The organism is Streptomyces sp. NBC_00820, from assembly GCF_036347055.1.
Lineage (GTDB): Bacteria > Actinomycetota > Actinomycetes > Streptomycetales > Streptomycetaceae > Streptomyces.
This window is the reverse complement of the sequence record NZ_CP108882.1, coordinates 3,631,558-3,653,877: the sequence shown is the minus strand read 5'-3', so window position 1 is coordinate 3,653,877 and position 22,320 is coordinate 3,631,558. Positions and strand designations below refer to the sequence as shown.

The 22,320-nt window shown below is 72.0% G+C and carries 18 protein-coding genes; 7 read left to right on the top strand and 11 right to left on the bottom strand.

The genetic code is table 11. The features are described 5' to 3' along the window. Positions 1-274: 274 nt before the first annotated feature. The 3 genes from OIB37_RS16480 to OIB37_RS16470 all read left to right on the top strand — a co-directional run bounded on the left by OIB37_RS16480 (position 275) and on the right by OIB37_RS16470 (position 4,393). A complete protein-coding gene (locus OIB37_RS16480; RefSeq protein ID WP_330458361.1) occupies positions 275-1,036 on the top strand; it encodes a DeoR/GlpR family DNA-binding transcription regulator in 762 nt (253 codons plus the stop codon). Then, positions 1,033-1,980 carry a 1-phosphofructokinase gene (gene pfkB / locus OIB37_RS16475; RefSeq protein ID WP_330458360.1) on the top strand — a complete coding sequence of 316 codons (948 nt, stop codon included), beginning with the start codon at positions 1,033-1,035 and terminating at the stop codon, positions 1,978-1,980. The genes OIB37_RS16480 and pfkB overlap by 4 nt, the downstream gene beginning before the upstream one ends. 289 nt (positions 1,981-2,269) lie before the next feature. After that, positions 2,270-4,393, top strand: a complete 2,124-nt coding sequence (locus tag OIB37_RS16470) for a PTS fructose transporter subunit IIABC (protein ID WP_330458359.1) — start codon at positions 2,270-2,272, stop codon at positions 4,391-4,393. Positions 4,394-4,606: 213 nt separating this feature from the next. Here OIB37_RS16470 and OIB37_RS16465 read toward each other — a convergent pair whose 3' ends face one another. The 4 genes from OIB37_RS16465 to OIB37_RS16450 all read right to left on the bottom strand — a co-directional run bounded on the left by OIB37_RS16465 (position 4,607) and on the right by OIB37_RS16450 (position 9,281). Continuing rightward, entirely contained in the window at positions 4,607-5,353 is a 747-nt protein-coding gene (locus OIB37_RS16465; protein WP_330458358.1) for a DUF6227 family protein, read from the bottom strand. Positions 5,354-5,510: 157 nt separating this feature from the next. Next, positions 5,511-6,731 (bottom strand): L,D-transpeptidase, encoded by a 1,221-nt coding sequence (locus OIB37_RS16460; protein WP_330458357.1) that lies wholly within the window; start codon positions 6,729-6,731, stop codon positions 5,511-5,513. A 228-nt stretch (positions 6,732-6,959) separates the two neighbouring features. Continuing rightward, positions 6,960-8,000, bottom strand: a complete 1,041-nt coding sequence (locus OIB37_RS16455) for a P1 family peptidase (RefSeq protein ID WP_330458356.1) — start codon at positions 7,998-8,000, stop codon at positions 6,960-6,962. Between the two features lie 42 nt (positions 8,001-8,042). After that, complete coding sequence (locus OIB37_RS16450) at positions 8,043-9,281, bottom strand: low temperature requirement protein A (protein ID WP_330458355.1); 1,239 nt, start codon at positions 9,279-9,281, stop codon at positions 8,043-8,045. Between the two features lie 64 nt (positions 9,282-9,345). Between OIB37_RS16450 and OIB37_RS16445 the strand changes: the two genes are divergently transcribed. Then, complete coding sequence (locus OIB37_RS16445) at positions 9,346-9,522, top strand: hypothetical protein (protein WP_330458354.1); 177 nt, start codon at positions 9,346-9,348, stop codon at positions 9,520-9,522. Positions 9,523-9,801: 279 nt separating this feature from the next. On the opposite strand, the gene mscL is transcribed toward OIB37_RS16445, so the two are convergent. The 6 genes from mscL to OIB37_RS16415 form a co-directional block, all read right to left on the bottom strand. After that, a complete protein-coding gene (gene mscL, locus OIB37_RS16440; RefSeq protein ID WP_330458353.1) occupies positions 9,802-10,290 on the bottom strand; it encodes a large conductance mechanosensitive channel protein MscL in 489 nt (162 codons plus the stop codon). A gap of 138 nt (positions 10,291-10,428) precedes the next feature. Further along, the gene (locus tag OIB37_RS16435) at positions 10,429-11,085 is read right to left on the bottom strand and encodes a hypothetical protein (protein WP_330458352.1); all 657 of its coding nucleotides are present in this window, start codon (positions 11,083-11,085) and stop codon (positions 10,429-10,431) included. Between the two features lie 381 nt (positions 11,086-11,466). Then, a complete protein-coding gene (locus OIB37_RS16430; RefSeq protein WP_330458351.1) occupies positions 11,467-12,300 on the bottom strand; it encodes an S-methyl-5'-thioadenosine phosphorylase in 834 nt (277 codons plus the stop codon). 239 nt (positions 12,301-12,539) lie between these two features. Then, a complete protein-coding gene (locus OIB37_RS16425) occupies positions 12,540-12,875 on the bottom strand; it encodes an FmdB family zinc ribbon protein (RefSeq protein ID WP_330458350.1) in 336 nt (111 codons plus the stop codon). A gap of 67 nt (positions 12,876-12,942) precedes the next feature. Beyond that, entirely contained in the window at positions 12,943-14,238 is a 1,296-nt protein-coding gene (locus tag OIB37_RS16420) for an MFS transporter (protein ID WP_330458349.1), read from the bottom strand. A 368-nt stretch (positions 14,239-14,606) separates the two neighbouring features. Continuing rightward, entirely contained in the window at positions 14,607-16,172 is a 1,566-nt protein-coding gene (locus OIB37_RS16415) for a potassium/proton antiporter (protein WP_330458348.1), read from the bottom strand. A 215-nt stretch (positions 16,173-16,387) separates the two neighbouring features. On the opposite strand from OIB37_RS16415, the gene OIB37_RS16410 reads away from it, so the two are divergent. Continuing rightward, entirely contained in the window at positions 16,388-19,243 is a 2,856-nt protein-coding gene (locus tag OIB37_RS16410) for a penicillin acylase family protein (protein WP_330458347.1), read from the top strand. A 73-nt stretch (positions 19,244-19,316) separates the two neighbouring features. Here OIB37_RS16410 and OIB37_RS16405 read toward each other — a convergent pair whose 3' ends face one another. After that, positions 19,317-19,919 (bottom strand): 5-formyltetrahydrofolate cyclo-ligase, encoded by a 603-nt coding sequence (locus tag OIB37_RS16405; protein WP_330458346.1) that lies wholly within the window; start codon positions 19,917-19,919, stop codon positions 19,317-19,319. Between the two features lie 112 nt (positions 19,920-20,031). Between OIB37_RS16405 and galU the strand changes: the two genes are divergently transcribed. After that, positions 20,032-20,943: a UTP--glucose-1-phosphate uridylyltransferase GalU gene (gene galU / locus OIB37_RS16400; RefSeq protein WP_330458345.1), complete on the top strand. Its 912-nt coding sequence runs from the start codon at positions 20,032-20,034 to the stop codon at positions 20,941-20,943. Further along, a complete protein-coding gene (glp, locus tag OIB37_RS16395) occupies positions 20,940-22,262 on the top strand; it encodes a molybdotransferase-like divisome protein Glp (protein WP_330458344.1) in 1,323 nt (440 codons plus the stop codon). The genes galU and glp overlap by 4 nt, the downstream gene beginning before the upstream one ends. The last annotated feature ends 58 nt before the right edge of the window (positions 22,263-22,320 follow it).

Genomic DNA, 22,320 nt, shown 5'->3' with positions numbered 1-22,320 from the left:
GCCGTCCGCCACGAAAGGGCCCGGCACCGGAAGGTGTCCGGGCCCTCGGGCTGCCCGGACGCGGCGCCAGTCCCAGGCGTCCCAGGCGTGACGGGCGTGACGGGCGTGACGGGCGTGACGGGTGCGACCGGCACGGTGGGTACGACGTGTGCGACCGGCACGACGGAAGTCCATATGTGCCCGGATGACGTCCGAACCTGTTTACTTCCCGGAGGTCAGGGCGTAGCCTCCGCCGTAACCCACACGTTCGGGCATGACTCGGAGGCGAGCGGACATGTACGCACCGGAGCGGCAGCAGGAGATCCTCCGGCTCGCCCGGGACGCCGGCCGGGTGGACGTCCTCTCGCTCGCCGAGACGTTCCAGGTGACGGCGGAGACGATCCGCCGCGACCTCAAGGCCCTCGACCGCGCCGGCCTCGTCCGCCGCGTGCACGGCGGTGCGATTCCGGCCGGCCGCCTCGACTTCGAGCCGGACCTCGCCGAACGCGAGTCCACCGCCGCGGACGAGAAGGACCGCATCGCCAAGGCCGCCCTCGCCGAACTGCCCACCGAGGGCACGGTGATCCTCGACGCCGGTACGACGGTGGCACGGGTCGCCGCCGCGATCCCGCTGGAGAGCTCGCTCACCGTCGTGACGCACAGCCTGCCCATCGCCGCCCGCCTCGCCGACCACCCGGGCATCCAGCTCCACCTGATCGGGGGGCGGGTACGGCACCGTACGCGCGCCGCCGTGGACGCCTGGGCGCTGCGCGCGTACGGCGAGATCCGCGCCGACGTCGCGTTCGTCGCCGCCAACGGCTTCTCCGCCGGGCACGGTCTGACCACGCCCGACCTCGCCGAGGCCGCGGTCAAGCGAGCGGCCGTCGCCGCCGCCCGCCGCGTGGTCCTCCTCGCCGACTCCGCCAAGCACGGCCAGGAGCACTTCGCCCGCTTCGGCACCCTCGGTGACGTGGACCTGCTGATCACCGACAGCGGGCTGAGCCCCGAGGACGCCGCCGACATCGAGCGCGGCGGCACGGAAGTGGTACGCGCGTGATCCTCACCGTCACCCCCAACCCGTCCCTCGACCGCACCTACGAGGTCCCCGCCCTGGAGCGGGGCGAGGTCATCCGTGCCTCCGGCGAGCGGATGGACCCCGGCGGCAAGGGCGTGAACGTCTCGCGCGCGGTCGCCGCCGCCGGACGCCGTACGGTCGCCGTGCTGCCCCTGGGCGGTGCGCCGGGAGCGCTCGTCGCCGATCTGCTCGACGCGCAGGGGATCGAGGTCGCAGCGGTCCCGGTCGCCGGAGCCACCCGCTCCAACATCGCCCTCGCGGAGGCCGACGGCATCCTGACGAAGATCAACGCGCCCGGCCCGGAGCTGTCACCGGCCGAGCAGGAACTCCTGCTGGACACCGTCCGCGAGCGGTCGCGCGCCGCCGACTGGATCGCGTGCTGCGGGAGCCTGCCGCGCGGACTCGCACCCTCCTGGTACGCCGACGTCGTCAGGCAGGCGCACGCCGTGGGCGCGCGTATCGCGCTGGACACCTCCGGGCGCGCGCTCCTGGAGGCGCTGAGCGCCCGGCCCGACGTGGTGAAGCCGAACGCCGAGGAACTGGCGGAGGCCGTGGGGCGCCCCCTGGCGACCGTGGGCGACGCGGTGAAGGCGGCCGAGGAACTGCGCGCGATGGGCGCGCGCGCCGTGCTCGCGAGCCTGGGCGCCGACGGGCAGTTGCTCGTGGACGACGCGGGGGCCTGGTTCGGTACCGCGCGCGTGGACACCGTCCGCAGCAACGTCGGCGCCGGCGACTCCTCCCTCGCCGGCTTCCTCGTCGCGGGCGGCGGCGGCCCCGACGCCCTCGCCTCCGCCGTGGCCCACGGCGCCGCCGCCGTCCGGCTGCCCGGCAGCGTGATGCCGGGCCCGGCCGACCTGGACCCGGCCGCGGTGACCGTCACGTCCGACGTGCCGTCCACCCGCGCCCTCACGGAGCCGGTGTCATGAACGGCCCGCCCCACTCCCGTACGACAGCTCCGGCTTCGTCCGGTACGACGACTCCGGGCCGCCCGCGTACGACTGCTCCGGCCTCGTCCCGTACGGCCGATCCGAGCCGCCCCCGTACGACTGCTGCAGCCCTGCCCCGTACGACCGCTCGGGAACAGGACCGGACGCGGCGGGAGTTCCCCTCGCCCACGCCGCGCCCCGCACCGCCCGCTCACCCCCACAGCGCCACCCCCGTCCCCGTCACCGCCCACTCCGCTCCCCGGGCGATACGCGTGCATTGGAGCCCGCGATGACCGACCTGATCACTGCGGACCTGGTCGACCTCGACCTGTCCGCCGGCACCAAGGAAGCAGCGGCGCGCGCGCTCGCCGTACGCATGGCGGCCCTCGGCCGGGTCACCGACCTGGAGGGCTTCCTCGCCGATGTCGCCGCCCGCGAGGCCCAGATGCCGACCGGCCTCGACGGAGGCATCGGCATCCCGCACTGCCGCAGCGCCCATGTCACCGAGCCGACCCTCGCCTTCGGCCGCAGCGCCGCCGGTATCGACTTCGGCGCGCCGGACGGTCCGGCCGACCTGATCTTCCTCATCGCCGCCCCGGCCGGCGCCGACGACGCCCACCTCACGATCCTCTCCGCCCTGGCCCGCCGACTGATGAACCCGGAGTTCACGACGGCACTGCGCTCCCTGGCCGACCCGGAGACGGCGGCGGCACTGATCCGGGGAGAGGAGGCGCCTTCGGCTCCCGAGCAGCCCGCGAGCGCCCCCGAAGACACCGCCGCGACGCCGGCGGCGGCCTCCGCCGGCGCCGCGGCGGGCAGTACGGCGCGGGTGACTGCGGGGCCCGAGGGCGCCGCGGCCGGGGAGGCGCGGCCTTTCCGGATCGTCGCCGTCACCTCCTGCCCGACCGGCATCGCGCACACGTACATGGCGGCCGAGTCCCTGCAGAACGCCGGCCGCGAGGCGGGTGTCGAGGTCGTCGTGGAGACACAGGGCTCGGCGGGCTTCACCCGGCTCGCCCCGGCGGTGATCGCGGCGGCGGACGGCGTGATCTTCGCGCACGACCTTCCCGTACGCGACAAGGACCGCTTCGCCGGCAAGCCGACCGTCGACGTCGGTGTGAAGGCGGGCGTCAACCGCCCCGCCGAACTGGTGGCGGAGGTCCGGCAGAAGGCAGAGCGCGGCGAGACGAGCGCACCCGCGTCCGTGTCCGCTTCTGCGTCCGCGTCCGCGTCCGCGTCCGAGTCCGGTGGCACGCCGGTCGAGCGCGCGGGGGACTCCACCGAGGGCTACGGCACCAAGTTCCGCAAATGGCTGATGTCGGGCGTGAGTTACATGGTCCCGTTCGTCGCCGCGGGCGGCCTGCTGATCGCCCTGGGCTTCGCGATCAGCGGATACGAGGTCAAGGCGGCGCCCTCGGTGCTCCAGCACTTCGTGTGGACCCAGAGCGACAGCTGGGGCGCCCTGCTGTTCCAGATCGGCGGCGTGGCCTTCGGCTTCCTCGTCCCCGTGCTGGCCGGCTACATCGCCTACGGCATGGCGGACCGGCCCGGCCTGGTCCCCGGTTTCGTGGGCGGCATGATCGCGTCCACGATCAACGCGGGCTTCCTCGGCGGCCTGGTGGCCGGTCTGATCGCCGGTGCCGTGGTGTTGTCGGTGCAGCGGGTGCGGATTCCCGGCGCCCTACGCGGCATCATGCCCGTGGTGGTGATCCCGCTGATCTCCTCCGCGATCGTCGGGTTCCTGATGTTCGTGGTGATCGGCAAGCCCATCGCCTCCGCGCAGAAGGCCATGACCGACTGGCTGGGCGGCCTCAGCGGCACCAACGCCGTCCTGCTGGGCGCCCTGCTCGGCCTGATGATGTGCTTCGACCTGGGCGGCCCGGTCAACAAGGTGGCCTACACCTTCGCCACGGCCGGTATCGCGGTCGCCGACCCGACCGGCTCCGCGATGAAGATCATGGCCGCGGTGATGGCGGCCGGTATGGTCCCGCCGCTGGCGATGGCCCTGGCCACCACAGTGCGCGGCCGGTTGTTCACCCGGACCGAGCGCGAGAACGGCAAGGCCGCCTGGGTGCTGGGCGCCTCCTTCATCACCGAGGGCGCGATCCCGTTCGCGGCGGCCGACCCGCTGCGGGTCATCCCCTCGTCCATGGTGGGCGGCGCCGTCACCGGCGCGCTGTCGATGTCCTTCGGCGCCACCCTGCGCGCCCCGCACGGCGGCGTCTTCGTGGTCCCGCTGATCGGCAACCCGTTCCTCTACCTGCTCGCCGTCCTGGCCGGCGTGTGCGTGACCACCGCGCTCGTGGTCCTGCTCAAGGGGACGCGCAAGCAGGCCCCGGACGCCGTGGACGCCAACCGCGGTGCGAGCCGGACCGCGGCCGCCCACGAGCCCCAGCAGCCGGTCGCCGCCTGACTGTCAGGCCGTAGCCGTAGCCGTACCCGTCGCGGTCCGGGGCCGACGCCCCGGACCGCGGTGCGTGACAGGGCACCCGATGAGCCCGCTCGGAACCCGGACGGATCCCTTGCTTGTTCCGGGGCAGGGGCAGGGGCAGGGGCAGGGGTACGGGCTTGTTCCGGGCCCGGAACTGGGGTCGGGCCCGGAACTGAGGCCGGACCGCGGGACGCGCTAGCTCTGCCGCGCCGCCCGCCGCTCCATGGCCTCCCGGGCCCTGTCCTCCGACGGGTACACCTCGCACATGTGCCGTCCGTCGGGCGTCGCCGTGTGCTCGACCTCCCACAGGGAGATCTCCCGGCCGTCCGGCAGCAGGAACGCGTGCTCGTACAGGGCGAAGCTCAGGCCCGCGCGGCCGGTCCGGCCGGGGCGGCCGAACGCCTGGGTGATCTGGTGCGCGGCCGCCGTCGCGAGCAGGGCCGCAGTCTCCGCGTCCGGCCGGTCCGCGTTCTCCGCGCGGCGCAGCAGCCGGCGCGCGTGGTCCGCCGAGTCGTCGGGGGCGTACACGTGCCGGGGCTCGGGGATGGCCGACAGGTGCGTCAGCATGGGCAGTTCGAAGTCGGGTGTGTCCGCCGGCAGTGCCAGCCGGGCCGTGGAGGCCTGCAGCTCCTCCTCGTCGGTGTACACCTCGTGCTGGGCCTCACCGTCCGGCGCGGTGTTGTGGACCAGCTCCCACAGGGTCACCGCGTCGCCGTCGGCGAGCAGCCAGGTGTGCCGGTACGTCTCGCGGTGTAACCCGGCGCTGTGGTGCGCGGAGTGCAGCGAACTGTCGTGCGCCAGCGCGCAGTCGAGTCTGCGTATGACCTCGTCGGGCAGCTCGAAGGAGTTCAGGGCACGGCCGAGGAGTCGCGCGAGGTGCTCCTCCGGAGACTCCGGCGACTCGGCTGATTCGTACGCTGCCGTCTCGTACGGAACGCTCAAGGCTTCTCCCGGCGTTGCTGCATGTCACCTAGTGGGTGCATACCGTAGCCCCTCGGTCGGACATCATGTCCGGGATCCGAGAAAACGTACGCCGGGAAAACGCGCGGGCCGCGCGGGAAGTTCCCGCACGGCCCCGCATTCCGTCAGAACCCGCCGCTCAGACCGCGCTTCCCGCGGTCCAGGCGCTCCACGCCATGTTCCAGCCGTTGAGTCCGTTGTCCGGTGCCACCGTGGAGTCCGGGGAGTTCCGCACGACCACCACGTCTCCGACGAGCGAGTTGTCGAAGAACCACTTGGCCGTCGTGGCGCCCCCCGCGCCCTGCACGTCCGCGAGCCCGACGCAGCCGTGACTGGTGCCCTCACGGCCGAAGGGCGGGTTGCCCTTGTTGTACCAGTAGTTGCCGTGGACGAAGGTGCCGGACGCCGTCAGGCGCATCGCGTGCGGCACGTCCGAGATGTCGTACTCCCCGCCGAACCCGACCGTCGAGCCGTCCATGCGGGTCTGCGTGAACTTCTCGGAGATCACCATCTTCCCGTTGTACGTGGTGTGCTGCGGGCTGCCCGCGGAGATCGGCACCGTCCTGAGGGTCCTGCCGTCCCGTGTCACCGTCATGGTCTGCGTGCGGGCGTCCACCGTGGAGACCTGCGAGCGCCCGACGGTGAAGGACACTGTCCTCTTCTGTACGCCGTAGACGCCGTTCGCGCCCTGGACGCCGTCCAGGTCGATGCGCATCGTGACCTTGGAGCCGGCCTTCCAGTAGTCGTCCGGGCGGAAGTCCAGGCGCTGGTCGCCGAACCAGTGCCCCACGACCTGCTGGCCGCTGCTGGAGCTGACCGCGATGTGCGACTGCACGGCCTTCTTGTCGGTGATGGACTTGTCGAAGGTGAACGACACCGGCATGCCCACGCCCACCGTCGTGCCGTCGTCCGGCGTGTAGGTGCCGATGAAGCTGTTGGAGGTGGTGACCGTCGTGAAGATGGCGTTGGCCGCGGCCGTGCGTCCGCCCGCGTCCTTCGCGGTCGCCTCTATCTCGTACTTCGTCCCACGCTCCAGCCGCTGCTTGGGCTTCCAGCTGCCGCCGTCCGCCGACATCGCGCCCGCCACGCTCCGACCCGACCCCGCCGCGGTCATCCTCACCTCGGTCAGCCGCCCCCCGCTGACCTTCACCCCGGTCGCGTTGATGGACGCGCCGGTCGAACCGTCCTTGGCCGAGATCGCTATCTTCGCCGTCGACGTCCGGGAAGAGTTCTTTCCGTTCTCGCCGCCACCGTTGGTGGCGTTGGCGTTGCCACCGCACCCCGTGAGGGTGAGGGCGCCGACCACCAGGGCGGCACAGGCCCCCAGTACGCGCCGCGCTGCAATGTCCGGCGTTGTCACGGGCTGCTCCAGGTTCGTGTGATGTGCGTGATCCGTTCCAGTGCGTGGAGAAAGAGGATCAGGCCGCGGGAAAGGTTCCCTCCGTTCCCCGCGGCGGCCGTCGCGTGACAGAACCGCGACAAAACACACTCAGCCGGGACTCCCTGACGCCGCGACATATCCGTTCGCGTCAGGCCGCCTCCGGCCGCGTCAGCACGCTTCGGGCCGTGTCACCACGCTTCCGGCGTGTCAGTGCGCTTCGGGCCGGCCGCCGTACAACTCCTCGTAGGACGGCCACACTCCGCCGGGTCCGTCCACCCCCTGCGCCGCGCGTACGGCCCGCACGATCGCGCGCGTCACCAGGTCCGCACCGGCCGCGAGGATCTCGTTGAGCGCCAACGGGTCCTGGGCGTCCAGCGGGCGCGCGCCGGTGGCCAGCGCGAAGACCGTGTCGCCGTCGTCCAGCAGATGAACCGGCCGCACGGCGCGCGCGATGCCGTCGTGCGCCGTGCCCGCCACCTTCTGCGCCTGTGCCTTGGAGAGGTCCGCGTCGGTCGCGACCACGGCGAGCGTGGTGTTGAGCGGCGGGGGCGCGTGCGTCGCCGTGGTCTCGGCCAGACGCCGCCGCGCGGCCTCGTGCACACCCTCCTCCGGACAGGTCACGCGGCCCTGGAACAACTCCCCGTACAGGACGCCCGTTTCCGGAGCCAGCACGGACCCCGCCGCGTTCACCACCACCAGCGCGGCGACCGTGATCCCGGAGTCGAGCACGGTGCTCGCGGACCCCACCCCGCCCTTGATCCGGCCCGCCACGGCGCCCGTGCCGGCGCCCACGCACCCCTCGGCCACCGGCGCCCCCGGCTCGGTCGCCGCGGCCGCCTCGATCGCGGCCCGGCCCATCGCAGCGTCCGGGCGGGCGCGGAAGTCGCCGCCGCGTCCCAGGTCGAAGACGCACGCCGCGGGTACCACCGGCACCACCTGCGCCGGATCCGCCCCGACCCGTACCCCGCGCCCCTGTTCCTCCAGCCAGGCCATCACCCCCGTCGTCGTGTCGAGCCCGTACGCGCTGCCTCCGGTGAGCACGACCGCGTCGACCTTGCGCACCAGGTTGCGCGGGTCCAGGGCGTCGGTCTCCTTGGTGCCGGGGCCGCCCCCGCGCACGTCCACCGCGGCGACCGCGCCGCCCTCGGGGGCGAGCACCACCGTGGTCCCGGTGAGCCAGCCCGCCTCGCCGCGCGCGGCGTGTCCCACCCGGAGCCCCGCGACGTCCGTCAGCGCGTCAACTGTCATGCGGGCCAGTCTGGCCCACTTCGGGTCGCCTCAGGAGGAGGGTCAGGGGGTCGGAGCCGCGGTGCCGTGGCGCCGCCGGCGGGCGGACGGGCCCGCCGTCAGCACCACCCCGGTGGCCACCGCGGCCGCCGACACGAGCCCCGCCGCGAGCACTGCCCAGCTGCCGAGGAAGGTGCAGCAGAGCACCAGCAGCGTCGTGACCGGAAGCACCAGCTGCTGCCCGGTGCCGACCTTGAAGTGCCGCGCGTGCAGGAGCCAGACCGTCAGCAGGTACAACGCCGTCGGCAGGGTCACGGACGCCGAGGCGGCCTGCGTGGAGATGTGGGCCGTGCCGACCGCCTGCTCCACGGCCACCTCCAGTCCGGCGCCGATCGCGGCCGCGGACGCGAAGATGAAGTAGTGGCCGTAGCCCCACAGGAACGGGTTCCCGCCGGCGCGCAGATGACCGTGGATCGGCACCACGAAGTAGATCCACCACGCGGAGAAGACGATCAGCAGACCGCCCGCCGCGATCGGCAACAGCTGGCCCAGCGCGTCGTGTTCGTCGCCCCCCGACTTCACGGCGACCGTGGCCGCGGCGATCGTCTCGCCGAGCACGATGATCGTGAACAGGCCGTACCGCTCGGCGATGTGGTGCGGGTGCCAGGACGTCGAGTGGTTCAGCTCCGCGTACAGCGGCACGCACAGTTCCGCGACCACCATCACCACGAACACCCAGGGCCGCGCCGGCCCGGGCAGCACCACCAGCCCCACCCAGCCGACCTGACACAGCAGGACACCGCAGGCGTACCGCAGGTCCATGGTTCTCTCGGGGCCCGTGGCCGACCTCGCCGCTCTCAGCCACTGGGAGGCCATCGCCACCCGCATGATGACGTAGCCGAGCCAGACGAGCAGGAAGTCGTGCCGGTCGAACGCCCGGGAGACACCGGCGGCCAGCACCAGGACGCCGGCGATCTGGACGAGGGTGACGATCCGGTAGAGCACGTCGTCGTTGTCGTACGCCGAGGCGAACCAGGTGAAGTTCATCCACGCCCACCAGATGGCGAAGAAGACCATCGCGTAGTTGAGGATGCCCTCGCCCGGGTGCCCGTGGGCCACGGCCTGTACGAGCTGCACGCCCGCCTGCGCGATGGCGACGACGAAACACAGGTCGAAGAAGAGCTCCAGCGGGGAGGAGACGCGGTGTGCCTCGTCACGCCCGCGTGCGGTGAGCCGGCGTACAGGCCCCTGGGAGTACGGCGCACCCGGTGCGGCGGGCGGTGGAGTGGAACTCGACGTCATGCGTCCCAGGACAGCAGAAATCCGGGACAAAATCCTGCCGCGGGCCGGGCCGTACCCTGGAGGCATGAGTACCGCCCCCGCACCCGAGCCGCGCGACCCCAAGGCCGCGCTGATCTTCGACGACCCACTGAACCAGCAGTCCTCGGACGACACCGACCGGGGGTGGGGCGAGCGGGCGGATGCCGACAGCGCCGCCGACCTCAAGCGCTTCCTCGACGAGAAGCCGCCCCACCACATCTGACCGGCTTCGCTCCGCCGAGGGGCCCGGCTCCGCTCAGGCCGAGCCAGGCCCTCCGGGAGTGCCTCTAGGGCCTCTCTTCCGGATCTTGCCGGGGTCGCGGGGTCTGGTGCGCACTCCCCCAAGCTCTGCGAGCAGGGGGTACCCCCAGCGGCGTTGTCGTCTGTTGCCGACGCTCCGCGTCGACTCCCTCCTCCGCCTTGCAGCTGCACGCACCAGACCCCGCTCGGGTCGGCCAGAAGGCACCGCAGACCGGAGCCGGCCTGATCCGGAAGAAAGACCCTAACGGCCCCCGTGGCTCGGGTACCGCTCGTTCGGGCCGGGACCGCGCTGCGAGACCAGCGCGTCGCGGATCTCCTTGAGTACGTCGACCTCGGTCACCTCGGGCGTCTCGACGACCTCGGGCGTGCCGTCCTTCTCCTTCTTGCGGGCCGCGGCCCGGGCCAGGTACTTGGCCATGGGCAGGACCATCAGGAAGTAGACGACCGCCGCGGTGATCACGAACTGGAGCGTGGCGCCGAGGACGGAGCCCCACATCAGCCGGATGCCGTCGTTGCCCTCGCACGACGAGCTCAGGCACGAGCTGTAGTGGTCGAGGTTCTGGGTGCCGATCGCTCCGACGATCGGGTTGATGATCCCCTTCACCACCGCGTTGACGATATTGGTGAAGGCGGCGCCGATGACCACCGCTACTGCCAGATCGACGACGTTGCCGCGCATCAGGAAGGCTTTGAAGCCGTCCAGGACACCCGGTTCCTTCTTCGCGCTCACCTCGGGGACTCTCCTCGCATGCACAGGGTGTGGAACAAAGCGCTCCGCAACCTACGGCACGGTGAGGCCATTGTGTCCAATCCCGTCGCTCGATCGAGGGACTTGACGGAACTCCTTCGAGAAAATGACCGACGGGGCTCACCACAGTGTCACCGCCAGCCGGGTCATGGCGCTCGCCCCGACCAGCCGCGCCGCGGTGGCACGCGGCACCGACAGGACGACCAGCGCCCCGTTCACGGAAACGCCGTCGGACAGTCCGTCGGTGACGCCGCCCGTCGGCCCCCGGGCCGGTCCGTCCGCTCCACCACCCGGTCCGCCCGGTCCGCCCGGTCCACCTGGTCCACCTGGTCCACCTGGTCCGGCTGTCCCACCTGGTCCTGCCGTTCCGACTGTTCCTGCTGTTCCGCCCTGGAACTCCGGCAGCCTCGTCACCCGTGCTCCACGGGCCAGCACCCGGGTGCCGCCCCCGGTGGACGGGTCCTCGGCGGCGATCACATCGACCCGGTCGCCGGGGCGCAGCAGCCGTACGGTGCCGGCGTCGGCGATCCGCACCGGAGCCCGCACCACGTCCGCCGGTTCGCGCCGGCCCGCGGGGGGCCTGCGCACGGGGTCCGCGACAGGGTGCCGGCGGGGCCGCTCGGCGCGGTGCGGCTCGGTCCCCGTGCCCGGACCCGCCGCCACGAGCGCGGCCGCGGTGACGGCGAGGCCGGCCGCGAGGGCCCGCCCGCGGTGTCGTGACAGCCGGCGCAGGCGATACCGCCCGCCCCGTACGAGCACGGGCGCGAACTGGGGCACCTCGTAGGTCGCGGGAGCGTCGGTACCCAGCGGATCCGGGAGCCGTAGCGGCGGCGGGCCAGGGGGAGGGGGCGACGTGGGGAAGGCAGGGGAAGGACGGGAGGGGGGAGGCGTGGGGGACGACGGGGACAAGGGCACCGGGATCACCGCCTGCGACGAGGGAACGGGCTTGCGATCCCACGATGACGCCTCGCGCCGAAGTCCGCCGGAGCCGGTGGACCACGGCCCGGTTGTGGACAACTCGCCCACCCGAACGGGGAATTCCGCCCGCTGCCGGAGCCTCAGCTCACGCCCACACGCCTGACGCCCACACGCCTGACGTCCACACCCCTCACGCCCGCACGTTTCACCACCTCAGGCCGGCCCCCAGCCGGCCGCACCTCACGGCAGTTCGAAGCCCGGATCCATTCCGCCGAGCGCGTTCACGCACAGGCAGTCCCGGTCCGTCGCCTCCGGGAGCGCGGCCACCGCGTCGAACAGGACCCCGCGCAGTCGGTCCACGTTGGACGCGAACACCTGGAGCACCTCGTCGTGCGAGACGCCCTCGCCGGTCTCGGCGCCGGCGTCGAGGTCGGTGACCAGGGTCAGGGAGGTGTAGCAGAGCTCCAGCTCGCGGGCGAGCGCCGCCTCGGGGTGGCCGGTCATACCCACCACGGACCAGCCCTGCGCCTGGTGCCACAGGGATTCGGCGCGGGTCGAGAAGCGCGGCCCCTCGACCACGACCAGCGTGCCTCCGTCCACCGGCTCCCAGTCCTGTCCGCGTGCCGCCTTCAGCGCGGCGGCCCGCCCGGCGGGGCAGTAGGGGTCGGCCATGGACACGTGCACCACGTTGGGCACCGTGCCGTCGGGCAGCGGCAGCCCGTCGAAGTACGTCTGCGCCCGGGACTTCGTACGGTCCGCGAACTGGTCCGGTACGAGCAGGGTGCCGGGGCCGTACTCGGGGCGCAGGCCGCCGACCGCGCACGGGCCGAGGACCTGGCGGACGCCGACCGAGCGCAGGGCCCACAGGTTGGCCCGGTAGTTGATGCGGTGCGGCGGCAGGTGGTGACCGCGGCCGTGCCGGGGCAGGAAGGCCACCCGCCGGCCGGCGATCTCGCCGAGGAAGAGGGAGTCGCTGGGTGCGCCGTAGGGGGTGTCCACCTGGACCTCGGTCACGTCATCGAGGAACGAGTAGAAACCCGAACCGCCGATTACGCCGATCTCTGCGTTCGCCATGACGAGCACACTAGCTGGCCGCCAAAACCCGGGGGAGCCGGATTCCGGGGAACGCCTGGAACGCCGGAAATGCCAAGAACGCCGGGGACTCCAGGGGCTTCAGGAACGCCGAGGACGCTTCAGGAACGCGAGGAGCTTCGAGTAACGCCGAGGAGCTCCAGGAACGCCGAGGAGCTCCAGGAACGCCGAGGACCCCGCCGTCGCATGACGGCAGGGTCCTGGAAGCGAGAAACGAGATCTCAGGCGGCGGAGCTGGCGGAGCCCGACGACGAAGTCGTGGACGACGACGTCGAAGAGCCCGAGGACGTCGAAGAACCCGATGACGCCGACGCCGACTTCGAGTCGGACGATGCCGAGCTGCTGCTCGACTTCGACGCCGGGCTGCTGCTCGACGAGGCACCGCGTGAATCGTTGCGGTAGAAGCCGGAGCCCTTGAAGACAATGCCGACGGCGGAGAACACCTTCTTCAGGGGGCCACCGCAGCTGGGGCATTCGGTGAGGGCGTCGTCGGTGAACTTCTGCACCGCCTCAAGGCCCTCGCCGCAGTCCTTGCACTGGTACTGGTAGGTCGGCACTGTCTTCCTCCTGGCACTCTCACTCAATGAGTGCTAACGACGGTCCATACTGACGTATTCCCGGGGATCAGTCCACCGCGACCGGCGCGCGGTGACCGACGCCACGCGCGACGGTCCGGTTCCGGGGTGGTGCGGCCAGCCGGGAACGCAGCGCCAGCAGGGTCGCCAGCGCGAGCACGGTCCCGGCCATCGGGACCAGGAATCCGGCCCCGCCCCACAGCCGGTCCTCCAGCTGTCCGGCGACGGTGACGGCGGCCGCCTGGCCGAGCGCGACCGCGCCGGTCAGCCAGGTGAACGCCTCGGTGCGGGCCCCGGCCGGGACCAGGGTCTCGACCAGTGTGTAGCCGGTGATCAGCGCGGGCGCGATGCACATGCCGACGAGCAGGCCGAGCGCGGCCAGCGGCAGCGCCGAGTGCGCCGTCCACAGCGCGGAGGCGGTCAGCGCGAGCGCGGCGTAGCCCACGAGGAGGCGCCGCTGCGGGACGGCCTTCCAGGCGATCGCGCCGCACACGATGCCGGAGAGCATGTTGCCCGCGGCGAAGACGCCGTAAAGAACGCCGTTCATACCGGGCTCGCCGATCGACTCGGTGAACGCCGCCAGCGAGACCTGCATGCCGCCGAAGACCGACCCGATGCCCAGGAAGGTCACGACCAGCACGCGCACGCCCGGGATACGCAGGGCGGACGCGTGCTCCACGCGCGCGTGCCCGCTTTCGCCGGTCACCGCCGGCTGCGTGCTCTTGCGCGCGGCGAACAGCAGGCCGCCGACGAGGGTCAGCGCGGCCTCGGTGACGAGGCCCGCGGACGGGGTGACGGCGGTGCACAGGGCGGTCGCCAGCAGCGGGCCGACGACGAAGGTCAGCTCGTCCGTGACGGACTCGAACGCCGCCGCGGTGGACATCAGCGGCGAGCCCTGGAGCCGCACGCCCCAGCGGGCGCGGACCATCGGGCCGACCTGCGGCACCGAGGCGCCGGTCGGTACGGCCGCGGCGAACAGCGCCCACAGAGGGGCGTGCGCCAGCGCGAGCGCGGTCAGGGTCAGGCCCGACAGCGCGTGCACGAGGACGCCGGGGACCAGGACGGCGCGCTGGCCGTGGCGGTCGGCCAGGCGGCCGCTGTAGGGCGCGAACAGCGCCATGGACGCCCCGGTGGCGGCCGCGGCGGCGCCGGCGGCGCCGTACGAGCCGGTGGTGTGCTGCACGAGCAGCACGATGGAGATCGTGAGCATCGCGAACGGCTGGCGCGCCGCGAAGCCGGGGAGCAGGAACGTCCAGGCGCCACGGGTGCGCAGCAGCTGTCCGTATCCGGGGCGGGGCGGCGCCGGCGTGTTCTCGGCCGGCTCGGTGGTGACCGTGGATGCCACGGCCCGTGCCTTTCTTCCGCCTGGTAGCGCGCCCCTTTTTCGCGGCTCGATCGCCTCAGGGGGCGCCAAAAGCCGGTGTCGGGGTCGCCGAGAGCTGTCCTCTTGCGCGGATCTGCGGTAGATACCGGTGCCACTGACAAGGACGTTCCGGCCGCCATACGGTCGCGCCAGCTCTGCGTCAGACAGAGTTGGTTCGATCTGGTGCACTGATCGTACAGGGGGCGTGGTCGTGTGCCCCTGTGAAGACGAGCACCTCAGGGGCGGCCGCCGGCCCGTCGGTGCCGGTGCTCCCGGCCCTGCCGTACCCGGTGCTCCCGGCCCTGCCGTACCCAGCGCACCCGACCCGTCCGCGCCGGTGCTCCCGGCCGTCAGTGCTTGTGCCGGCCGTGGTCGCTGTCCGTGCCCAGCCAGCCGGCCAGCTTGCCGCCGTGGGCGACCGCGCGCAGGCGCCGTTCCGCCGCGTCGCGGACCGGGTCCGTGGCGACCACGAGCAGTTCGTCCCCGTGCCGCAGCATCGTCGTGGGCAGCGGGACGAACGATTCGTCGCCGCGCACCACGAGGGTGACGGCGGCCCCGGGCGGCAGCCGCAGCTCGCTGACCTCCACACCGTGCATCCGTGAGTCCTCGGGGATCGAGAGCGACAGCAGGTGGCCGCGCAGATGCTCCAGGGGCGCCGACTCGATGCCGAGGTCGGCGGCCTCGCCGTCCTCGCCGAGGCGCAGCGTGCGCGCCAGCCAGGGCAGCGTCGGGCCCTGGACCAGGGTGTAGACGACGACCAGTACGAAGACGATGTTGAAGATGCGCTGGCTGCCCGCGACGCCGTTCACCATGGGGATGGTCGCCAGGATGATGGGCACGGCGCCGCGCAGTCCGGCCCACGACATCAGTGCCTGTTCCGCCCACGGCACCCGGAACGGCGTCAGGCTGACCACCACGCTCAGCGGGCGCGCGACCATGGTCAGGGCCAGCCCGATGATCAGGGCGGGCACGATGTCGTCGCCCAGTTCGTGCGGCGTGACGAGCAGGCCGAGCAGGACGAACATGCCGATCTGGGCGATCCAGCCGAGTCCCTCGGCGAAGCCGCGGGTGGCGGGCCAGTGCGGGAGCTTGGCGTTGCCGAGCATCATCGAGGCCAGGTAGACGGCCAGGAAGCCGCTGCCGTGCGCCAGCGCGCCGGCGGCGTACGCCGTGACGGCGATGGCCAGTACGGCGATCGGGTAGAGGCCGGAGGCCGGCAGCGCGACGCGCTTGAGCGCCCAGGAGCCGAGCCAGCCCACCGCGAGGCCGATGGCGGCGCCGATGGCCAGCTCCAGCGCGATCTCGCCGAGCAGGACGTACCAGTGCTCGACCGGGCCGGCCATGCTGAAGGCGACGACCAGGATGACCACCGGGGCGTCGTTGAAGCCGGACTCGGCTTCGAGCATGCCCGTCACGCGCGCGGGGAGGGGGATTCTCCGCAGCACCGAGAAGACGGCCGCCGCGTCCGTCGAGGAGACCACCGCGCCGATGATGAGCGCCTGCCGCCACTCCAGCCCGACCAGGTAGTGCGCGCCGGCCGCCGTGACCCCGACGCTCACCGCGACCCCCACCAGTGCCAGCACGGAGGCCGGCGCGATGACGGGCCGCACCTCTTTCCACTTCGTGCCCAGACCGCCCTCGGCGAGGATCACGACCAGGGCCGCGTACCCGATGACCTGGGTCATCTCGGCGTTGTCGAAGCGGACGTGCCCGAGGCCGTCCTGGCCCATGACGATGCCGATCCCCAGGTACACGAGCAGGCTGGGGAGCCCGCTGCGCGAGGAGATCCGCACGGCCGCCACGGCGACCAGGAGGACGAGGGAGCAGGCGAGCAGGACCTGGTTGAGGTGGTGGACAGTCAGCGGCGGTTCCCTTCCTTGGCCCGCGCGCGGAGGGCGGGGGGCACACGTACACAAGACCCGAGGCTGCGGCGCACCGCAGCCAAGTACTTCGTTACCTTACCTAACTCTTGACGCTTTCTTGACGCTCTTCGAGGCAAGATCGAACGCCCGTGCGTGCTGGATTCCGACTCCGCTTCAAGTGGCTCGGGGCCGTGCCCCTATGGTTGCTCCAGCGCTCATTCAAAGTCACAGCCCGACCTGCCGCTCGCGTTAGGACAGCAAGGACAGCGATGCCTCCCAATACCACCGCCGCAACCGGTGACAAGCCCGGCACGCCCGGCAGGAAGAAGGGACGCAAAGCTCGACTCGTCGTGATCGTCCTGGTCCTGGCCGTCATCGGCGGCATCGCCGGCGGGTCCTACTGGTCGATCAGCACCGTCCGTGCGTCCTTCCCGCAGACCAAGGGATCGATCACGCTCCACGGCCTGTCCGGGCCCGTCGACGTGAAGCGGGACGGTTACGGCATCCCGCAGGTCTACGCCTCGTCCGACGAGGACCTGTTCATGGCGCAGGGCTACGTCCAGGCGCAGGACCGGTTCTACGAGATGGACGTACGCCGCCATCTGACCTCCGGCCGCCTGTCGGAGATGTTCGGCAAGGGCCAGGTCAAGAACGACGCCTTCCTGCGTACCCTCGGCTGGGACCGGGTCGCCCGGCAGGAGTACGACACCAAGCTGTCGGCCGCCACGAAGAAGTACCTCCAGGCCTACGCCAAGGGGGTCAACGCCTACCTCCAGGGCAAGGACGGCAAGGACATCTCCCTGGAGTACGCGGCCCTGGGGCTCACCGGCGACTACAAGCCCGCGCAGTGGACCCCGGTCGACTCCGTCTCCTGGCTGAAGGCGATGGCCTGGGACCTGCGCGGCAACATGCAGGACGAGGTCGACCGCGCCCTGATGACGAGCCGCCTCGGCCCGCAGCAGATCCGGGACCTGTACCCGGCGTACCCGTACGGCCGGAACAAGCCGATCGTGCAGGAGGGCCAGTACGACGAGCTGAGCAAGAGCTTCCGGCAGAGCGGCGCCACGGGCGGCGGCCAGAGCACGACGACCGGCACCACCGGTACGACCGGCACGACGGGCACCACCGGCACGACGGGCACGACCGGAACCCAGGGCGGCGCCACGGGCACCCCTCAGGGGTCGACGGGCACGACGGGCTCCACCGGTTCCTCGACCTCCGGTTCCGGCCTCACGGGCCAGCTGACGGGCCTGTACAAGGTCCTCGACGACATTCCCGCCGCCGTCGGAGTGAACGGCCAGGGCATAGGTTCCAACTCCTGGGTCGTCGCCGGGTCGCACACGATCACCGGCCAGCCCCTGCTGGCCAACGACCCGCACCTCGGACCGGCGCTGCCGTCCGTCTGGTACCAGATGGGCCTGCACTGCCGCACCGTCTCGGCCACGTGCCAGTACGACGTCACCGGCTACACGTTCGCCGGCATGCCCGGTGTGGTCATCGGCCACAACGCCGACATCGCCTGGGGCCTGACGAACTCCGGGGTCGACGTCACCGACCTGTACCTGGAGAAGCTCACCGGCGACGGCTACCTGTACGACGGCAAGGTCCGGCCCTTCAGGACCCGCGAGGAGACCATCAAGGTCGCCGGCGGCCCGTCCAAGAAGATCGTCGTGCGCCAGACCGCCGACGGGATGCCGCTGCTGTCCGACCGTGACGACGAGCTCGTCCAGGTCGGCAAGGCGGCCACGGTCAACACCGCCGCGCCCGACCGCGGCGACGGCTACGGCGTCGCCCTGCGGTGGACGGCGCTCGACCCGGGCACCTCCATGGACGCGATCTTCGCCCTCGACAAGGCGTCCGACTGGAGCGGCTTCCGCTCGGCGGCGGCCCTGTTCGACGTCCCCTCGCAGAACCTGATCTTCGCCGACTCCAAGCACATCGGGTACACGCTGCCGGGCAAGATCCCCACGCGCTCCGCCACGGACGACGGCTCCATCCCGGCCCCGGGCTGGGACTCCAAGTACCGCTGGACCGGCTTCATCAAGCAGAACGAGCTGCCGTACGAGTTCGACCCCGAGCGCGGCTACATCGTCACCGCCAACCAGGCCGTGGTCGGCAAGGGCACGTACCCGTACACGCTGACCACCGACTGGGGCTACGGCACCCGCAGCCAGCGCATCACCGACCTGATCGAGTCCAAGATCAAGGACGGCGGCAAGATCTCCACCGACGACATGCGCCAGATGCAGCTGGACAACAGCAGCGAGATCGCCAAGCTCCTGGTGCCCTCGCTGCTGAAGATCAACCTCAAGGACAAGCACGTCCGCGAGGCCCAGAAGCTGCTGGAGGGCTGGGACTACACCCAGGACGCCGACTCCGCGGCGGCCGCGTACTTCAACGCCGTCTGGCGCAACGTCCTCAAGCTCGCCTTCGGCAACAAGCTCCCCAAGGAGCTGCGCGTCAAGGGCCAGTGCCTGTGGGTCGACAAGGCCGACAACACCGGTCCGGTGGACGACGACACCAAGGTGCGCGAGTGCGGCACGCGCGACGCCGACCAGGCGCAGCCGGACGGCGGCGACCGCTGGTTCGAGGTCGTACGGACGCTGATGGACAAGCCGGACAGCGACTGGTGGAAGACCTCCCGCTCCGGCACCCGCCCGGCGGCGGAGAACCGGGACCAGCTGTTCGCCCGGGCCATGATCGACGCCCGCTGGGAGCTGACCGCCAAGCTCGGCAAGGACATCGACACCTGGAGCTGGGGCCGGCTGCACCGGCTGTTCCTGAAGAACCAGACGCTCGGCACCGGCGGCCCCGAGGCCCTGCAGTACGTCCTCAACCGCGGTCCCTGGAAGCTCGGCGGCGGCGAGGCCACCGTCGACGCCACCGGCTGGAACGCCGCCGGCGGCTACAACGTGGTCTGGGTGCCGTCCATGCGGATGGTGGTCAACCTCGCCGACCTCGACAAGTCCAAGTGGATCAACCTGACCGGTGCCTCGGGCCACGCCTTCAGCGCCCACTACACCGACCAGACCGGCAAGTGGACCAAGGGCGAACTGCTGCCCTGGTCGTTCTCGGACAAGGCGGTCGGCAAGAGCACGACCGACACCCTCGTCCTCAAGCCGTGAGCCACTGACGGCGGTTCGACCGAAACGGCCCTCCACGCGTGCGTGGAGGGCCGTTTCGCGTACCGGGGCCAGGTCAGGCGCCGCCGAAGCGCCGCACGCCCGACGGCGTCACCACGGCGTGCACCGGCCGGTCGTGCGCCTCCGCGGGGACGCGGGGGACGACCTCCGCGTCGTACAGGAGCACCACCAGCGCGGGGCGGGCGTCCGCCCGTTCCAGCCGCGCGAGCACACGGTCGTACGACCCGCCGCCGCGGCCCAGCCGCATGCCGTGCGCGTCCACCGCGAGTCCGGGCAGCAGCACGACGTCCGCGGAGGTCACGGCGCCGGGTCCGAGGCGGACACCGGAAGGCTCGAACAGCGCCATCTTCCCGCCGTGCCGGACCCGGACGAGGGAGTCGGGGCCGGTGTACTCGCCCCAGTCCAGGTCGTTGTCGGGCAACAGCGCGGGCAGCAGCACGCGCACGCCCCGCGCGCGCAGCGCTTCCAGCAGCGCGAGGGTGCCGGGCTCGGTCCCGACGGAGACGTACGCCGCCACCGTGCGCGCACCGGCCAGTTCGGGCAGCCCGAGGGCCTGTTCGGCCAGAGAGGCGCCCGTTTCCCGGACGACATCCTCCGTCAACCCGTTCCTCACCGCGAGGAACTCCCGTCGCCATACGCGCTTGTCAGACTCGGTCATGCGTCCTTCGCGTTCCACGGGTCTCTCTTACACCTTTCATAATGCGGTCATATGAGAGCCAGCCAACCGGAGCCACCGATTCCGCGCATAGGCACCGGATAAGGTTGCGGGCATGACTCAGTCGCACCCCAGGATCAGCAAGGCTGTCATTCCCGCAGCAGGCCTCGGGACCCGGTTCCTGCCGGCCACCAAGGCCACTCCCAAGGAGATGCTGCCGGTCGTGGACAAGCCTGCGATCCAGTACGTGGTCGAGGAGGCCGTGTCGGCGGGGCTCGACGACGTCCTCATGATCACCGGACGCAACAAGCGTCCCCTTGAGGACCACTTCGACCGCAACTACGAGCTCGAGTCCGCCCTGCAGAAGAAGGGCGACGCCGAACGGCTCGCGAAGGTGCAGGAGTCCAGCGACCTGGCCACGATGCACTACGTGCGCCAGGGCGACCCCAAGGGCCTCGGCCACGCCGTGCTGTGCGCCGCCCCGCACGTCGGCCGCGAGCCCTTCGCCGTCCTCCTCGGTGACGACCTGATCGACCCCCGCGACCCCCTGCTCAAGCGGATGATCGAGATCCAGGAGCAGCACGGCGGCAGCGTGATCGCCCTCATGGAGGTCGCCCCCGAGCAGATCCACCTCTACGGCTGCGCGGCGGTCGAGGCCACCTCCGACGGCGACGTCGTCAAGATCACCGGCCTGGTCGAGAAGCCGGAGCCGGCGGACGCCCCGTCGAGCTACGCGATCATCGGGCGCTACGTGCTCGACCCGCACATCTTCGACATACTCCGCCAGACCGAGCCCGGCCGCGGCGGCGAGATCCAGCTCACCGACGCCCTCCAGCAGCTGGCCGAGGACGAGAAGGTCGGCGGCCCGGTGCACGGCGTCGTCTTCCAGGGCCGCCGTTATGACACCGGCGACCGCGGCGACTACCTGCGTGCCATTGTCAGACTGGCATGCGAACGTGAAGACCTGGGACCGGACTTCCGGACCTGGCTTCGCACGTACGTAGCCGAGGAGATGCAGGAACGTTGAGCAGCGCCGCGCCCCGCCCCGCCGGACCGGACCACCTGTGGTCGGTGGACGAGCACCTGGACGACATCCTCAGCACCGTCCGTCCGCTCGAACCCATCGAGCTGCGGCTCCTCGAAGCCCAGGGCTGCGTCCTGGTCGACGACGTCATGGTGCCGGTGACCCTGCCCCCGTTCGACAACAGCTCCATGGACGGGTACGCGGTGCGGGTCGCGGACGTCGAGGGCGCCGGTGAGGAGTTCCCCGCGGTCCTGGAGGTCGTCGGGGACGTTGCGGCGGGCGCGGCCGACCTGGTGCGGGTCGGCCCCGGCCAGGCCGCGCGCATCATGACCGGCGCCCCGCTCCCGCCCGGCGCCGAGGCCGTCGTCCCCGTCGAGTGGACCGACGGCGGGCTCGGCGAGGGACCCGCGAGCGGTATGCGGGCGCGCAGCCTGGCACCCGAGGGCGCCGAGGGGCAGGTGCGCGTGTACCGGTCCGTCGAGGCACGCGCGCACGTCCGCGACAAGGGCGGCGACGTGCGGGCCGGTGACCGCGCCCTGGCCGCCGGCACGGTCCTCGGGCCGCCGCAGATCGGGCTGTTGTCCGCGATCGGCTACGGCACGGTGCGCGTGCGCCCCCGCCCGCGCGTGGTCGTCATGTCCACCGGCAGCGAACTCGTCCAGCCCGGCGAGGCGCTGGGCCCCGGACAGATCTACGACTCCAACAGCTTCGCCCTCACCGCGGCCGCCCGGGACGCGGGCGCCATCGCCTACCGCGTGGGCGCCGTCGCCGACGACGCCGACACCCTGCGCTCCACCATCGAGGACCAGCTCGTCCGCGCCGACCTGATGGTGACCACGGGCGGAGTCAGCGTCGGGGCGTACGACGTCGTCAAGGAGGCGCTGTCGCACGTCGGCGACGAGGACGAGGCCGGCGGCGGTGTCGACTTCCGCAAGCTCGCCATGCAGCCCGGCAAGCCCCAGGGCTTCGGCTCGATCGGCCCCGACCACACCCCGCTGCTGGCCCTGCCCGGCAACCCCGTGTCGTCGTACGTCTCCTTCGAGCTGTTCGTCCGCCCCGCGATCCGCACCCTGATGGGCCTGGAGGACGTCCACCGGCCCCGCGTCCGGGCCACCCTGCGGACGGACGAGGCGCTGCGCTCGCCCAAGGGCCGCCGGCAGTTCCTGCGCGGGGTGTACGCCGACGGCGAGGTGAGCACCGTGGGCGGCGCCGGCTCCCACCTGATCGCCGCGCTGGCGCACGCCGACGCGCTGATCGTCCTCCCCGAGGACGTGGAGTCCGCCGAGCCCGGCTCCGAGGTCGAGGTCGTCCTGCTGGGCTGACCGGCCGCCTCCCGCGCGAGCACCCGGCCCGCCCCGCGCGGGAGGGCCTTCGGACGGC